Annotated in this window: 11 protein-coding genes; 9 read left to right on the top strand and 2 right to left on the bottom strand. The window is 63.1% G+C overall.

Annotation, left to right across the window (positions count from 1 at the left end):
• Positions 1–194: 194 nt before the first annotated feature.
• Positions 195–1,859, bottom strand: coding sequence for a DNA repair protein RecN (gene recN, locus G4923_RS02175; RefSeq protein ID WP_163135347.1), 1,665 nt, complete (start codon positions 1,857–1,859; stop codon positions 195–197).
• A 323-nt stretch (positions 1,860–2,182) separates the two neighbouring features.
• On the opposite strand from recN, the gene G4923_RS02170 reads away from it, so the two are divergent.
• Positions 2,183–3,343: a GGDEF domain-containing protein gene (locus tag G4923_RS02170; protein WP_163135345.1), complete on the top strand. Its 1,161-nt coding sequence runs from the start codon at positions 2,183–2,185 to the stop codon at positions 3,341–3,343.
• Between the two features lie 39 nt (positions 3,344–3,382).
• On the opposite strand, the gene nadK is transcribed toward G4923_RS02170, so the two are convergent.
• Positions 3,383–4,267, bottom strand: coding sequence for an NAD(+) kinase (gene nadK / locus G4923_RS02165; protein WP_106886269.1), 885 nt, complete (start codon positions 4,265–4,267; stop codon positions 3,383–3,385).
• A 264-nt stretch (positions 4,268–4,531) separates the two neighbouring features.
• Here nadK and grpE point away from each other — a divergent pair, with 264 nt between their 5' ends.
• The 8 genes from grpE (at position 4,532) to G4923_RS02125 (ending at position 15,479) form a co-directional block, all read left to right on the top strand.
• Complete coding sequence (gene grpE, locus G4923_RS02160; RefSeq protein WP_042649832.1) at positions 4,532–5,107, top strand: nucleotide exchange factor GrpE; 576 nt, start codon at positions 4,532–4,534, stop codon at positions 5,105–5,107.
• A 334-nt stretch (positions 5,108–5,441) separates the two neighbouring features.
• Entirely contained in the window at positions 5,442–7,373 is a 1,932-nt protein-coding gene (dnaK, locus tag G4923_RS02155; RefSeq protein ID WP_163135343.1) for a molecular chaperone DnaK, read from the top strand.
• Positions 7,374–7,626: 253 nt separating this feature from the next.
• Positions 7,627–8,754: a molecular chaperone DnaJ gene (gene dnaJ / locus G4923_RS02150; RefSeq protein ID WP_042649830.1), complete on the top strand. Its 1,128-nt coding sequence runs from the start codon at positions 7,627–7,629 to the stop codon at positions 8,752–8,754.
• 262 nt (positions 8,755–9,016) lie between these two features.
• Positions 9,017–10,507, top strand: a complete 1,491-nt coding sequence (locus G4923_RS02145) for a carbohydrate porin (protein WP_205597002.1) — start codon at positions 9,017–9,019, stop codon at positions 10,505–10,507.
• A gap of 115 nt (positions 10,508–10,622) precedes the next feature.
• Positions 10,623–11,579 (top strand): aminoimidazole riboside kinase, encoded by a 957-nt coding sequence (locus G4923_RS02140; RefSeq protein ID WP_205597003.1) that lies wholly within the window; start codon positions 10,623–10,625, stop codon positions 11,577–11,579.
• A gap of 82 nt (positions 11,580–11,661) precedes the next feature.
• Positions 11,662–13,026, top strand: coding sequence for a sucrose-specific PTS transporter subunit IIBC (locus G4923_RS02135; RefSeq protein WP_163135341.1), 1,365 nt, complete (start codon positions 11,662–11,664; stop codon positions 13,024–13,026).
• Positions 13,026–14,441 carry a glycoside hydrolase family 32 protein gene (locus tag G4923_RS02130; protein ID WP_163135339.1) on the top strand — a complete coding sequence of 472 codons (1,416 nt, stop codon included), beginning with the start codon at positions 13,026–13,028 and terminating at the stop codon, positions 14,439–14,441. The genes G4923_RS02135 and G4923_RS02130 overlap by 1 nt, the downstream gene beginning before the upstream one ends.
• A 27-nt stretch (positions 14,442–14,468) precedes the next feature.
• The gene (locus G4923_RS02125; RefSeq protein WP_163135337.1) at positions 14,469–15,479 is read left to right on the top strand and encodes a substrate-binding domain-containing protein; all 1,011 of its coding nucleotides are present in this window, start codon (positions 14,469–14,471) and stop codon (positions 15,477–15,479) included.
• Positions 15,480–15,483: the final 4 nt, after the last annotated feature.

The raw sequence follows: 15,483 nt of genomic DNA, 5'->3' as shown, positions 1-15,483 counted from the left end.
GCCGAAGGCCGGATGGCTCGCCACTCAAGGCAGGCTGCCGGAGAGTGGTTACTCACCTCCCCGGTCAGGGAATCGAAAAGGTTGATGACATGCCAGGGCTGGCGCCGGAAGGCTGATGACTCACTCCCGGTCAGGTCATCGAAGGGGCTGATGGCTCGCCGCCTCAGGGGCGGCGAGGGCTTGCCGCGCGGCCCTCAGGAGGCAAGCAGCTCGCGGGCGTTGGCCAGGGTGTTGTCGGTGATCTGATCCCCCCCCAGCAGACGGGCCAGCTCGTTGAGGCGGGCACCCTGGTTGAGCGCCTGCATCTGGGTCTCCGTGGTCTTGCCGTCCGTGTGCTTGCTGACCACCATGTGCTGGTGGCCCTTGCCAGCCACCTGGGGCAGGTGGGTGACCACCATCACCTGGGTGGATTCGCCGAGCTGGCGAAGCAGACGGCCCACCACTGCCGCCGTCGGGCCGCTGATCCCCACATCCACCTCGTCGAAAATCAGGGTGGGGGTGGAGATCTTGCGGGCGCTGATCACCACTATGGCGAGGCTGATACGTGACAGCTCGCCGCCGGAGGCCACCTTGCCCAGCGGCTGTATGGGCTGCCCAGGGTTGGTGGTGACCATGAATTCCACTCGATCGATACCGAGTGGCGACAGGCTGCTCTGGGCGTCGGGGCGCACCTCGATGGCGAAGCGACCATCGGGCATAGCCAGTTCGTGCATGCTGGCGGTCACCTGGGTGGCCAGCTCCTGGGCGTAGCGCTGACGGCTCTGGCTAAGCACCTCTGCCGCCTGGACAAAGGCCTGGCGGGCCTCGGCCAGTTCATCCTCCATCCCTTCTAACCTTTCCTCATCGGAGTGGAGGCGGGCGAGATCCTTGGCCAGCTCCTGATGGTGCGACGGGAGATCCGCCGGCTTGACGTGGTGCTTGCGGGCCAGATTGATCGCCTTGGAGAGGCGGGCCTCCAGCTCGTTGAAACGCTCGGGATCCAGCTCCAGCAGATCCAGATAGCTGCGTAGCTCGCTGTGACTCTCCTGCACCCCGATCAGGGCTTCGTTCAGCATGCCGAGCACGTTGCCAAGGCGGCTATCCATGCCGGCCAGGGTCTCAGCCCTGTCCACCGCCACCTGCAGCAGGCCGGCTATGGTGGTCTCCTCGTTGTCATAGAGCAGGTCGAGGCAATAGCCGCACTCCTGCATCAGCTCGGTGCCGTTGGCGAGGCGCTGGTGCTCCTCTTCGATGGCCTCAAATTCCCCGGGTTGCAGGGCGAACTCATCCAGCTCCTGCACCTGATACTCGATGAGTTGACGACGGGCCTCCCGCTGCTGCTGTTCGGCCTTGAGGCGGTTGAGCTCGTTTTGCAGCTGGCGCCACAGCTGATAGTGCTGGCGCACCTCATCGAGCAGCAGGTGGTGACCGGCATAGCCATCCAGCAGGGCGAGCTGATAGTCGGGTTTGAGCAGCAGCTGATGCGCGTGCTGGCCGTGGACGTTAACCAGCAACTGACCCAGGCTCTTGAGCTGCACCAGGGGGACGGGGACGCCGTTGATGTAGCTGCGCGAGCGCCCCTCGGCGGAGAGTACCCGCCGCACTATGCACTCACCCTCGTTCTCCAGCTCGTTGGTGGCGAGCCAGGCGCGGGCGGCAGGGTTGCCGTCCAGCAGGAAACGGGCACTGACTTCCGTCTTGTCGCTGCCCGGCCGCACCATGCTGGCTTCGGCCCGCTCGCCGAGGCAGAGGCCGAGGGCGTCGATGGCAATGGATTTGCCTGCCCCCGTCTCCCCTGTGATGCAGGTCATGCCGGATTGCAGATCGAGTTCGAGAAACTTGACGATGGCGAAGTTGTTGACGGTCAGCTGGGTCAGCATGGTCTCATCCTGTATGGGTCAACATTACTGTGTATGTATCCAGTATATACTGGTCTTATATACAGTAAAGTGTGCGGGGCGGGATTTTTTGCCGGGCAAGGGGATGAGGGGCTGTGCGAGGGGTCACAACTGGCCGTCATGGCATCCCATGGGTGATGTGTCCCTGGAGGGCAGGCGCGCGATCAGACTGTATTCGTTCACCTTTTTGAGGTCTTGTCGAGGCAGTGAACTTGTGGAGTCGGGGTGGCTGAGACACACTCGAGACAGGCTTGGCTCAGGTTCAGCGGGCAGGCCACCATGCTCTTCACCAAGGATGCGTCTAGATGATCCACACCCCGACCCTGCTGTTGATCTCCCTGGCAATCAATCTGATGTCGGCATTGCTCATGTTGTTCATCCACTTCTTGAAGCCTGGTCGGCGCAACTTCCTGTTCTGGTCCCTGTCTGCCTTCCTCTTCTCCCTCTCCATCTTGCTGCTCAGTCTGGGGATAGGGAGTGGCCATCCGGCCCTGGGGATCAGGGTCGGTGGCCTGGTCTCCCTCATGAGCATATTGCTGTTGCTGGCCGGCTTTTATGCCCTCTACGGCCTGTCATGGCGCCCCCGCACCCTGTGGGGAGGGGCTGCCCTGCTGCTGCTTGCCTATCTGGGGTTGTCGAGCCATTTCGAGGTGCGCATAGTGCTGGCCCTGATGGAGTCTGTGGTCTACCTCTGGTGTGCTTGTCTCATCGTCTCCCTCAGCCGCCACCAGAAGCGGGTACTTCATGCCGTCGCCGTCATCTACCTGCTGCATTTCACCATATTGCTGAGCCAGGGGTTGCTGCTCTTGCTGGGGCCTGATAGTCCCATGGGTAACGGAGACTGGCTGCTCGATGGCATCTTCTTCATGCACATGGTGCTGACCATAGGCTCGGTATTGCTGCTGCCCCTGGTGGCCTACGTGGAGGCGGAGCAGGCGCTGCTGGCCCTCTCGGAGCGGGATCCCCTCACCGGGGTGCTCAACCGGCGGGGCCTGTTCAGACAGGGGGAGCGGGCGCGGCCGGGGCAGATGCGCTGCGTGGTGGTGCTCGACATAGACCACTTCAAGAGCGTCAATGACAGATTTGGTCACGGCTGTGGTGATGAGGTGATCCGGTTCGTGGCCAGGGTGCTGGTGGCCGAGGCGCGCAAGGATGATCTGGTGGGGCGCATAGGTGGCGAGGAGTTCGCCATCATCATGGGAGGGGTGAACGGCCAGATGGCCCATGACATCTGCGACCGGATCCGCCGCCAGATAGAGACGGGCTCCCGTCAGGGGGCCTGCCCGCCGTGCGAGGGGGTGACTGTCAGTGTGGGGGGCGTCTGCGCCTGTGCTGATACAGGGTTGGCGCACTTGCTGACGAAGGCCGACGAGGCCATGTACAGGGTCAAGGCGGCGGGGCGAAATGGCGTGCTTCTGCAGCTCGAACCCGGACCGCTTCGGCTGGTTGAGGGCGGCGAGGGCTAGGCTCTCGCCGCCAGCCTTGTTGCGGCCCGGGCCCGCTGGCTAGAACAGCTTGCTACCCCAGCCGAGCTTGTTGCGCAGCACGTGGAAGTAGCTGTAATCCAGCGGGTGCACCAGATGCAGCTTGTGTTGGCTCTTCTTGATGAGGATCTCGTCCCCCGGGTGGACCGCCAGGGTCACCTGGCCGTCGCAGCTCACCTGCATGGCGTCGTCCTGATTGTCGGGGGAGACCAGCAGCCGTACCTCGCTGTCCGCATCCAGCACTATGGGGCGGCTGCTCAGGGTGTGCGGGAACATGGGCACCAGCGTGATGGCGTTGAGCTTGGGGGTGAGGATGGCGCCCCCCGCCGACAGGGAGTAGGCGGTGGAGCCGGTGGGGGTGGCCACTATGATGCCGTCCGAGCGCTGGCTGTACATGAAGCTGCCATCGATATAGACCTCGAACTCTATCATGTGGGCTATCTTGCCCGGGTGCAGCACCGCCTCGTTGACCGCCAGGTTGCTCGACTTGCGCTCGCCGTGGCGATAGACGGCGGCCTCCAGCAGGAAGCGGTGCTCGCTCTTGAAGTGGCCGGAGAGCACCTGCTCCAGGGGCAGCAGGTAATCCTGGGGGGAGAGATCGGTCAGGAAGCCGAGGTTGCCCCGGTTCACCCCTATCACAGCCACATCGAACCGGGACAGCACCCGGGCCGCCCCCAGCATGTTGCCGTCACCGCCGACCACTATGGCCAGATCCGCCTGCTCACCGAGCTGCACCAGATCCATCACGTTGTCACCCAAGAGCCCTAAGGTCTGGGCGACCCGGCTCTCCAGCAGCACCCGAAAACCGCGGGTACTCAGGTATTGATGCAGGCCGCTGAGGGTCTGGTTGGCCCCTTCATGATGGGGCTTGCCGATGAGGGCAACGGTTTTGAACGGAGAATCCATAGGTTATCGGGTCTGGGGAAGTCTTGCGGGGAGTATACCGCGCTTTGCCGGGGATTTGTCTGTCTCCATGGCCCTTGGCGCAATCGGCCCCGAAAAGCGGCAAGCTGGCCGGCTGGCGAGAGGCATTGCGCCTGATATGCCCTTTTCCCCTTGAAAGACGGGGCTGCGTCCCCATAATAGCGCCAACACAGGGTCCGTTGACGCGTGTCGCTTACCTGAACGTCAGCAACCCCTCGTAAGTAACCCCTGAATATTGGAGATGTCATGAGCCACGAAGAACAAAAGGTTGAAGCGATGGAGCAAGTGGAAGCCCAGCCAGTCGAGCCGACCGATGTAGACAGTGAAGTGACAGCCGAGCAGGCCCGCATTGCCGAGCTGGAGGCCCAGTTGGAGGCAGCCCAGCAGGCCTCCCTGGAAGAGCGTGAGCGCGCCGTGCGTGCCGTCGCCGAGATGGAAAACCTGCGTCGCCGCGCCGCTCAGGACGTGGAGAAGGCCCACAAGTTCGCGCTGGAGAAGTTCGCCGGCGAGCTGCTGCCGGTGCTGGACAACCTGGAGCGTGCCATCGAGCTGGCCGACAAGGAAAATGAGGCGCTCAAGCCGATGATCGAAGGGGTCGAGCTGACCCTCAAATCCATGCAGAGCTCGGTAGCCAAGTTTGGCCTGCTCCCGCTGGATCCGCTGAACCAGCCGTTCGATCCCAACGCCCATCAGGCGATCAGCATGATCGACAATGCCGAAGTGGCAGCGAACACCGTCATCGCCGTGATGCAGAAGGGCTATGAACTCAACGGTCGGGTGATCCGTCCGGCCATGGTGATGGTCTCCAAGGCCCCGGCCTGAGTCCCGTCGCTGTGCTGAGCCCGCCGCTCGGCGGGCTTTTTATTGGTAGCGGCGCCATCAGTGTATTTTCTGGCGCCATTTGGCAAGCACTCTTGCGCCCAAGGGGCAAGAATGCGCGGTTTTTTAAGGTCAGGGCTTGAAGCGTCGGCTCGAGACCCCATATAGGTGGCAAGGCCACGGCGGCATCTGATTTCAGTGGCATGGAAACTTAGGTGACACGGAAAGAATTTGATGTCGGGTGCTTGAAAGCCACAGTGGCAGGCCCCACCTAGCCGTTAACGTATTTAAGGCGAGCCCCTCGCCAGTTTATTCAAAGTATTTGGAGATTCGTCAAATGGGTAAAATCATCGGTATTGACCTGGGTACTACCAACTCCTGCGTTGCTATTCTGGATGGCGACCATGCTCGCGTGATCGAGAACGCGGAAGGCGACCGTACTACTCCGTCCATCATTGCCTATGCCGATGACGGCGAAATCCTGGTTGGTCAGCCGGCCAAGCGCCAAGCCATCACCAACCCGAAGAACACGCTGTTCGCTATCAAGCGTCTGATTGGCCGTCGTTTCGAAGATGAAGAAGTACAGCGCGATCTGAAGATCATGCCGTACGCCATCGCCAAGGCTGACAACGGTGACGCCTGGGTAGAAGTCAAAGGCAAGAAAATGGCACCGCCGCAGATCTCTGCCGAAGTGCTGAAGAAGATGAAGAAGACCGCCGAGGATTACCTGGGCGAGCCGGTGACCGAAGCGGTCATCACAGTACCGGCCTACTTCAACGACGCCCAGCGTCAGGCCACCAAGGATGCCGGTCGCATCGCCGGTCTGGATGTAAAACGCATCATCAACGAACCGACTGCTGCGGCCTTCGCCTATGGCGTGAACAAGGTCAAGGGCGAGCGCAAGGTTGCCGTCTATGACCTGGGCGGCGGTACCTTCGACATCTCCATCATCGAGATCGACGAAGTGGAAGGTGAAACCACCTTCGAAGTACTGGCGACCAACGGTAACACCCACCTGGGTGGTGAAGACTTCGACAACCGCGTCATCAACTACCTGGTAGACGAGTTCAAGCGTGAGCAGGGCATCGATCTGCGCAACGACCAGCTGGCTCTGCAGCGTCTGAAAGATGCCGCCGAGAAAGCCAAGATCGAGCTCTCTTCCGCCCAGCAGACCGACGTCAACCTGCCGTACATCACCGCAGATGCCACAGGTCCGAAGCACATGAACATCAAGGTGACCCGCGCCAAGCTGGAATCCCTGGTGGAAGACATGGTGAAAGACTCCCTGGAGCCGGTTCGTGTCGCCCTGAAAGACTCCGGTCTGGCGGTTGGCGAGATCGACGACGTCATCCTGGTGGGTGGTCAGACCCGTATGCCGCTGGTTCAGAAGACCGTTGCCGACTTCTTTGGCAAAGAGCCGCGTAAAGACGTCAACCCGGACGAAGCCGTGGCCATGGGTGCTGCCATCCAGGGTGCCGTACTGTCCGGTGACAAGACCGACGTACTGCTGCTGGACGTGACCCCGCTCTCTCTGGGTATCGAAACCATGGGCAGCGTGATGACTGCGCTGATCGAGAAGAACACCACCATCCCGACCAAGAAGTCCCAGGTGTTCTCCACTGCCGAAGACAACCAGTCTGCCGTGACCATTCACGTGCTGCAGGGTGAGCGCAAGCGTGCCAGCGACAACAAGTCCCTAGGCCAGTTCAACCTGGAGGGTATCCGTCCGGCACCGCGTGGTCTGCCGCAGATCGAAGTGACCTTCGACATCGACGCCAACGGTATCCTGCACGTCTCCGCGAAAGACAAGGAGACCAACAAGGAGCAGAAGATCACCATCCAGGCCTCCTCTGGTCTGTCTGATGACGAGATCGAGCGCATGGTACGCGAAGCCGAAGCCAACGCGGCGGAAGACAAGAAGTTCGAAGAGCTGGTGCAGACCCGCAACCAGGCTGACGGTCTGGTCCACTCGGTCCGCAAGCAGGTGACCGAAGCCGGTGACGCCCTGCCTGCCGACGACAAGACCAAGATCGAGACTGCACTGTCCGAGCTGGAAGCCGTCATCAAGGGTGACGACAAGGCTGCCATCGAAGCCAAGCAACAGGCCCTGATGGAAGCGTCCCAGAAGCTGATGGAGATTGCCCAGCAGCAGGCTCAGGCGCAAGGCGCCGGTGCCGGTGCCGAGGCCGGTCACTCCTCTTCTTCCGCCAAGGCTGACGACGACGTGGTCGACGCCGAGTTCGAAGAAGTGAAAGACGACAAGAAATAAGCCCAACCCAGATGGGCAGAGCAGACTCTGCCCATCGGCTCAGAATCTGTTCGCGGTCTGTCGCGAGAGGCCGTCAGCAAGGTAAAGAGCAGCGCAGGAACCGGAGTGTATGTGAATACATGAGGATTCCGAGCAGCACATGAGCCTTGATCACGGCTTCGTAGTAAGAGAGTGAGCAGATTCGTCAATGAATTTACGGGCGTTGGGTAACCAACGCCCGTCTGCATAACGGCTTAAGTAGAACAGGATGAGTATGTCGAAGCGCGATTTCTACGAAGTGCTCGGGGTATCGAAAGGTGCCGACGAGCGCGAGATCAAGAAGGCGTACAAGCGTCTGGCGATGAAGTATCACCCGGATCGCAATCAGGGTGATGCCGCATCGGAAGAGAAGTTCAAAGAGGTCAAGGAAGCCTACGAGGTCCTGACCGACGAGAACCTGCGTGCCCGCTATGACCAATACGGTCATGCCGGCGTGGATCAGAGCCAGGGCGGCGGCCACGGCGGTGGTGCCGATTTCGGTGACATCTTCGGTGATGTGTTTGGTGACATCTTCGGTGGTCGTGGCGGTGGTCGTCGCGGCCCGGCCCGTGGCTCCGACCTGCGCTACAACATGGAGCTGACCCTGGAAGAGGCGGTGCGCGGGGTCTCCAAGGAGATCAAGATCCCGACCCAGGTCCATTGCGAGGTCTGCAACGGGTCCGGTGCCCACACCGGCAGCCAGGCCCATACCTGCCCGACCTGCCACGGCTCCGGTCAGGTGCAGATGCGCCAGGGCTTCTTCGCGGTGCAACAGGCCTGCCCCCACTGTCACGGTCGCGGCAAGATCATCAAGGATCCGTGCCGCAAGTGCCATGGGGAAGGGCGCTACCAGAAGACCAAGACCTTGTCGGTGAAGATCCCGGCGGGCGTCGATACCGGCGATCGCATCCGTCTCTCCGGCGAAGGGGAAGCGGGGGAGGCCGGCGCACCAGCTGGGGACCTCTATGTACAGGTGCACGTCAAGGAGCACGAGATCTTCGTCCGTGACGGCAACGATCTCTACTGCGAGGTGCCCATCAGCTTCACCACGGCAGCGCTCGGCGGCGAGATCGAAGTGCCGACCCTGGATGGCCGGGTCAAGCTCAAGGTCACGGCGGAAACCCAGACCGGCAAGCTGTTCCGCCTGCGGGGCAAGGGGGTCAAGTCCGTGCGCTCCGGCCAGGTGGGGGATCTGATGTGCAAGGTGGTGATCGAGACCCCGGTCAAGCTGACCGAGACCCAGAAAGATCTGCTGCGCCAGCTGGACGAGTCCTTCAGCGGTGCCGCCGCCAAGACCCACAAGCCGAAATCCGAAGGCTTCTTCGAAGGGGTGAAACGCTTCTTCGACGATCTGACCAAGTAATCGCTACCCGCGTGACCCAAGCCGGCCTTCAGTGCCGGCTTTCTTTTTGCCTGCCATTTGCCCCGGATCCGCCCTATTGAGTGGATCCCGATGAGGGATCCTCCTCACAACTCCCGGCGGTTTTTCCTGTGCAAACGTTACTCTGATCACAAGTGGCTGAAACGGTTTAGCTGGCATATTGAGTTAGCTAAAGCGGTTTAGCTATTCTCTGCTCGTCCATAACAACAGCGCCCGGACGGGCGGCAGATGACAGGTGAGGAAGATGACGATGTTCAAGAGCAAGTTGGCGCTGGCGGTGGCGCTGGGATTGGGGATGAGCAGCCCGCTGTGGGCGACCGAGGGCGGTATAGAGGCGCGTCTGGCGGCGCTGGAGGCACGGGTGCAGGCGGCTGAGTCCCGCGCCGCCGCCGCCGAAGCGCGGGCCGACGAGGCCCAGAGCAAGGCGAGCGAGGCCCGGGAGACAGCCGTGGTGGCCAAGGCCCAGAGCGAGAAGGTGGACAAGCAAACCGCCGGTGCCCAGGGCTTCGAGTTTCACGGCTATGCCCGCTCGGGCCTCCTGGTCAACAGCAACGGCAACGGCGGGCGCGGCGGCCCTTACGTGACGCCGGCTGGCTCTGTGGGCGGGGCCGTGGGTCGCCTTGGCAACGAAGACGACACCTACATGGAGGCGAATCTGCTGAAGACCCAGACCTTCGATGACGGCAGCTGGGCCCGCTACAAGCTGATGCTGGCGGACGGAGTGGAGACCAGCAACGACTGGACCGCCAGCGATTCCAGCCTCAACACCCGTCAGGTGTTTGCCGAAATCGGCGACCTGGCGAGCTTCAGCGGCCCCTTCCAGCACTCTGTGCTCTGGGCGGGCAAGCGCTTCGATCGGGACAACTTCGACATCCACTGGCTCGACTCGGACGTGGTCTTCCTGGCCGGTACCGGCGGCGGCGTCTACGATGTGCAGCTGGCCGACAGCTGGAAGGCGAACTTCTCCCTCTACGGCCGTGACTACGGCGACATCAGCGCCAGCGGCCTCTCGGACATCGAGAGTTACATCCTCACCATGAACAACAGGTTCGGCAACTGGCAGTGGATGCTCAGCGGCCTCTCGGCCAAGGACAACGAGGCGCGCATCAACGACGGCGGCGTTGGCAGCGAGGCGGCGAACAAGGGGGCGCATACCCTGGTGGCCTACCACGGCGAGAGCTTCTTCGGCATCAATCCCGGCTTCTCCAAGGCCGCCGTGCTCTACGGCCATGGCCTGGGGGCCGAGCTCAAGGGGCTGGGCTCTGACAGCGAGCTGCTGCCGGATGCCGACGCGGTGCGGGTGGCGGTCTTTGGCGCCACCGACCTCAACCCGCGCTGGCGGCTGGCTCCGGCCCTGCTGGCGGAGCAGAGCCAGGATCGTTACGTGAAAGGGGATGAATACCAGTGGCTGACCCTCAATACCCGGGTAGCCCAGGTGCTGAGCCAGAACGTCGAGCTGGTCTACGAGGCCGCCTGGCAGTACATGGACTTGGATCCCAAGGGCTACAAGGGGCGTCAGGCGGTGAGCGGCAACTTCACCAAGCTCACCTTCGCCCCCACCTTCAAGGCGCAGACCGCCGGCTTCTTCGAGCGGCCCGAGCTGCGGGTATTCGCCACCTGGATGGACTGGTCCTCCGAGCTCGACAACTACGCCAGCACAGATGCCATGGGCCAGAGCGATTTCACCGCCGGTGGCGAGTGGAACTTTGGCGTGCAGATGGAAACCTGGTTCTAGTTCGTTATCCCGATCACAAAAATGGCAGACGGCGCCGGGATCTGTTGGTTAGCTAAAACGGTTTAGCTGATAATGCCGACCAAGAGAACAGAGCCCGGCTCTGGCAGTGGATCCGATGCAGCAGTGGAGTAGCAAGGTGGGGAATCGTGTGTGGGTAATGGGGGATGCGGTGGTGGATCTTATCCCGGAAGGGGAGCTGCACTACCTCAAGTGTCCGGGCGGTGCCCCCGCCAACGTGGCGGTGGGAGTGGCGCGGCTCGGCGGTGAATCGGCCTTTATTGGCCGGGTCGGCGCGGATCCCTTCGGCCGCTTTATGGCCGATACCCTGGTGGCAGAGGGCGTCGATATCCGTCATCTGACTCAGGATCCGGCCCACCGAACCTCCACTGTGCTGGTGGAGCTCGATGAAGAAGGGGAGCGCAGCTTCACCTTCATGGTGCGCCCCAGTGCCGACCAGTTTCTCACTCCGGCTGACTTGCCCCGCTTCGAGGCCGGTCAGTGGCTGCTCAGCTGCTCCATCGCGCTCGCCAACGAACCTGTGCGCAGCAGTTGCCTGCAAGCCATGGCCGCCATCAGGGAGGCGGGAGGACGGGTCTGCTTCGACCCCAACCTGCGCCCCGAGGTGTGGGGCAACCCCGCCGAGATGCTGCCGCAGGTAAGCGCGGCCATGGCCCTGGCGGACGTGGTCAAGCTCTCGGTGGAGGAGCTGCAACTGCTGAGCGGCGAGGATGATCTGCTCGCTGGGCTTGCCACCCTCTCGGGCCCGGCCCTGGTGCTGGTGACCCGGGGGGCGGCCGGTGTGGTAGCCCGTTTGGGTGGCGAGCTGCTGGAGTGGGTGGGGCAGAAAGTGACCCCGCTCGACACCACGGGGGCGGGGGACGCCTTCGTCGCCGGTCTCCTGGCGGCGCTGGCAGAAGGGGATCAGTTGCCTGCCTTGAGCGAGCTGCCCGCCATCCTGGCTCAGGCCCACGGCTGCGGGGCGCTCGCCACCACCGCCAAGGGGGCCATGACGGCGCTGCCGACCCGCCCCCAGCTGGATGCCTTTTTGCGATCGAGCACAAGCGGCCGTTGATCTGCGGCTAGAAGCCCGGGTCAACAGCCCCTACTCTCATGTGACAAGGGCCCGCCAGCCGGCGGGTCATAAGAGGAAGATTATGAATATCAGTGCGATAGCCAAGGATCTGGTGCCCCTGCTCGGGGGCAAGGAGAACATCGTCAGCGCCGCTCACTGCGCCACTCGGCTGCGGCTGGTGCTGGCGGACGACAGCAAGGTGAACAAGGCCGCCATCGACAAGCTGGACGGGGTCAAGGGGTGCTTCAGCAACGCCGGCCAGATCCAGGTGATCTTCGGCACCGGCCTGGTCAACAAGGTCTATGCCGAGTTCGTGGCTATTACCGGGACCGGCACCGCCAGCAAGGCGGAGCTGACCGACATGGCGACGGCCAAGCTCAATGTGGCCCAGCGCCTGGCGCGGACCCTCTCCAACATCTTCGTCCCCATCATCCCGGCAATCGTCGCCTCCGGCCTGCTGATGGGGCTGCTCGGCATGGTGCGCACCTACGGCTGGGTCAACGCCGACAGCGCCCTCTTCGTCATGCTCGACATGTTCAGCTCGGCAGCCTTTATCATACTGCCGATCCTGATTGGCTTTACCGCGGCGCGCGAATTTGGCGGCAACCCCTATCTGGGGGCGACCCTTGGCGGCATCCTCACCCACCCGGCGCTGACCAACGCCTGGGGCGTGGCGGGGGGGTTCAAGACCATGGACTTCTTCGGTCTGGATGTGGCCATGATCGGCTATCAGGGCACCGTCTTCCCGGTGCTGCTGGCGGTCTGGTTCATGTCCCATCTGGAGAAACAGCTGCGCAAGCGCATCCCTGACGCCCTGGATCTTATCCTCACCCCCTTCTTGACCGTCATCATCACCGGCTTCGTGGCGCTGCTCTTTATCGGCCCGGCGGGTCGGGTGCTGGGGGATGGCATCTCCTTTGGTCTGAGCGCCCTCTATGAGCAGGCGGGCTGGCTGGCGGGGCTGGTGTTCGGCGGCACCTACTCGCTTATCGTCATCACCGGCATCCATCACAGCTTCCACGCCATAGAGGCGGGGCTGCTCACCAACCCGGCCATAGGCGTCAACTTCCTGCTGCCCATCTGGGCCATGGCCAACGTGGCCCAGGGCGGCGCCTGCCTGGCGGTCTACTTCAAGACCCGGGATGTGAAGATCAAGGCGATTACCGTGCCGGCCGCCATGTCCTGCCTGCTCGGCATCACCGAGGCCGCCATCTTCGGGGTCAACCTGCGCTACATCAAACCCTTCCTGGCCGGTCTGTTCGGCGGTGCCTGCGGCGGCGCCTACGTGGTGGCGGCCAAGGTGGGGATGACGGCGGTGGGCCTGACCGGCATTCCGGGCATGGCAATAGTCCAGCCCATGAGCCTCATCCACTACGTCATCGGACTGGTGATCGCCTTCGGTGCCGCCTTTGTCGCCTCCTACCTGCTCAAGTACAAGGTGGAGTGATGAAGGAACACTATCTCCTCAACCAGATTGTCCGGTCCCTGCTGGCCGGACAGCTCAAGGCGGCGGCCGATCCCCATAGGCCCCGCTGGCACCTGGCAGCCCCGGTGGGGCTGCTCAACGACCCCAACGGCTTTATCGAGCACGACGGGCGCTACCACCTCTTCTATCAGTGGAATCCGCTCGGCTGCGAGCACAGCAACAAGGGCTGGGGGCATGTCACCTCTACCGATCTGCTGCACTGGCAGCACGAGCCGGTGGCGCTCCTGCCCACCGAGGCCTATGAGAGCCACGGCTGCTATTCGGGGTCGGCGGTGAGCGACGAGCAGGGGCGCCTGACCCTCGTCTACACCGGCAACGTCAAATACCCGGATGGCAGCCGCACCGCCTTCCAGTGTCTGGCCCGCGCCGACGGTGAGGGCGGTTTCGACAAGCTGGGCCCCGTGCTCGATCTGCCCCAAGGCTACAGCGGCCATGTGCGCGACCCCAAGGTGTGGCACGACGGCCAGCAGTGGCTCATGGTGCTGGGCGCCCGCACCCTGGACGACAAGGGTGAGGTGCTGCTCTATCGCGGCGACGCGCTTGATGCCTGGACGCTGGTGGGCCCCATCGCCGGCAGCGGGCACGGTGGGCTCGGCGACTTTGGCTACATGTGGGAGTGCCCGGATCTCTTCCCCCTAGGGGAGCGCCATCTGCTGATCTGCTGTCCCCAGGGGATTGCCTCGGTGGGGGAGTATTATCGCAACCTCTACCAGTGCGGCTGGCTGGCGGGGCAGTTCGATGGCGAGCAGTTCGAGCACGGGGCCTTCCACGAGCTGGACAGGGGCTTCGAATTCTATGCGCCGCAAACCACACAAGACAGCCAGGGGCGGCGCCTGCTGTTCGGCTGGCTGGGGCTGCCGGAGGAGAACGAGATGAGCCAGCCCACCATCCCCTATGGCTGGATCCATCAGATGAGCTGCCCGCGAGAGCTGTTCTGGCAGGACGACTGGCTCTGCCAGCGGCCGGTGGCGGAGCTCGCGGCATTGAAGGGGGAGCAGACCCGCTTCGAGGGGACGCTCAGGGAGTTTCCGGGGCTCGCCATCGACTCGGCCTGGCTCGATCTGGCGCTTTGCGGTGAGGGCAGCCTCTGGTTCGGCGCCGTGGCGGAGCTGGTGTGGCAGCCGGGGCGCATCACACTGCGGCGCCAGAACTGGCAGAGCGGGGTCTGGGAGGATAGATCCACACCCTGGCTCGGAGGCAAGATCACAGTGCTGTGCGACAGCTCCAGCCTGGAGTGTTTCGTGGATCAGGGTCGCCAGAGCCTGTCGGCGCGCTACTTCCCAGGGGAAAAGCCGCAACTTTCATCGGGTAACGGCGATGATGGCTGCAAAATTTGCCTTGATCACTGGCCGCTGGCGGCTTGCCTAGTACAATAGCCCGGTGCTAGTCAGCCGGGAGGCCAGGTGGAGAAGAAGAAACGGATCACTATTGCCCAGATAGCCGAACTGGCGGGGGTCTCCAAGGCGACCGCCAGTCTGGTGCTCAATGGCAAGAGTGCGGAGTACAGGATTGCCGACGATACCCGCAAGCGGATCCAGGCGGTGGCGGATGAGTGCCACTACCAGCCGAGCTTTCATGCCCGCTCCCTGCGCGAGACCCGCAGCTACACCTGGGGGCTGGTGATCCCCGATCTCACCAACTTCGGGTTCGCCAGCATAGCGCGCGCCCTCGAGGCCCACTGCCGGGAGGCGGGGATCCAGCTGCTCATTGCCTGCTCCGAAGATGATCCCACCCTGGAGCAGCGGGTGGTGGACAATCTCATCAGCCGTCAGGTGGATGGGCTCATCGTTGCCTCCAGTGGCCACAGCGATGACATCTATGCCCGCATTCACGACCGCCTGCCCGTGGTGCAGCTCGACCGCCATATCGGCGAGTCGCGCCTGCCCATGGTCATTTCGGACGCCTGCAAGGCGACCGCCGAGCTGGTGCAGGACATGGCGATCGATTGCGACGAGGAGATCTACTACTTCGGCGGCCTGCTGGATCTCTCCCCCAGTCGCCACCGGCTGGCTGGCTATGAGCTGGGGCTCCATCGCGCCGGCTTTGAGGCGGATGCCGCCCGAGTGCGCCATCGCGACTATCAGCCGCGCTCGGGTTATCAGCTGATGGCCGAGCTGGTGGAGGAGCTGGGAGCGCCCCCCCGCGGGCTATTCACCGCCTCTTTTACTCTGCTGGAAGGGGTGCTGCGCTACCTCAACGAGGCGGGCCTGATGGAGACGGGGATGCGGCTCTGCACCTTCGACGATCACGATCTGCTCGACTGCATTCCCATGCGCATCGACTCCGTGGCCCAGGATTGTCCGGCCCTGGCCCGGGCCGCCTTCGAGCTGATGCAGCAACTGATCGCGGGCAATCCCCCCGCACAGACCGCCCAGGTGATCCCCCCCAGAGTGCGCTGGCGCAGCCGCCGCTAGTCAC

Origin of the sequence: Aeromonas rivipollensis, from assembly GCF_010974825.1 — a bacterium.
Lineage (GTDB): Bacteria > Pseudomonadota > Gammaproteobacteria > Enterobacterales > Aeromonadaceae > Aeromonas > Aeromonas rivipollensis.
Note: the sequence above shows the minus strand (reverse complement) of the source record. Positions and strands in the feature narration are given on the sequence as shown.

Coding starts and splice junctions, on each gene's coding strand:
- dnaK (WP_163135343.1), top strand. CDS start 5,442: ATGGGTAAAATCATCGGTATTGACCTGGGTACTACCAACTCCTGCGTT.
- dnaJ (WP_042649830.1), top strand. CDS start 7,627: ATGTCGAAGCGCGATTTCTACGAAGTGCTCGGGGTATCGAAAGGTGCC.
- G4923_RS02170 (WP_163135345.1), top strand. CDS start 2,183: ATGATCCACACCCCGACCCTGCTGTTGATCTCCCTGGCAATCAATCTG.
- grpE (WP_042649832.1), top strand. CDS start 4,532: ATGAGCCACGAAGAACAAAAGGTTGAAGCGATGGAGCAAGTGGAAGCC.
- G4923_RS02140 (WP_205597003.1), top strand. CDS start 10,623: ATGCAGCAGTGGAGTAGCAAGGTGGGGAATCGTGTGTGGGTAATGGGG.
- G4923_RS02145 (WP_205597002.1), top strand. CDS start 9,017: ATGACGATGTTCAAGAGCAAGTTGGCGCTGGCGGTGGCGCTGGGATTG.
- G4923_RS02130 (WP_163135339.1), top strand. CDS start 13,026: ATGAAGGAACACTATCTCCTCAACCAGATTGTCCGGTCCCTGCTGGCC.
- G4923_RS02135 (WP_163135341.1), top strand. CDS start 11,662: ATGAATATCAGTGCGATAGCCAAGGATCTGGTGCCCCTGCTCGGGGGC.
- nadK (WP_106886269.1), bottom strand. CDS start 4,267: ATGGATTCTCCGTTCAAAACCGTTGCCCTCATCGGCAAGCCCCATCAT.
- recN (WP_163135347.1), bottom strand. CDS start 1,859: ATGCTGACCCAGCTGACCGTCAACAACTTCGCCATCGTCAAGTTTCTC.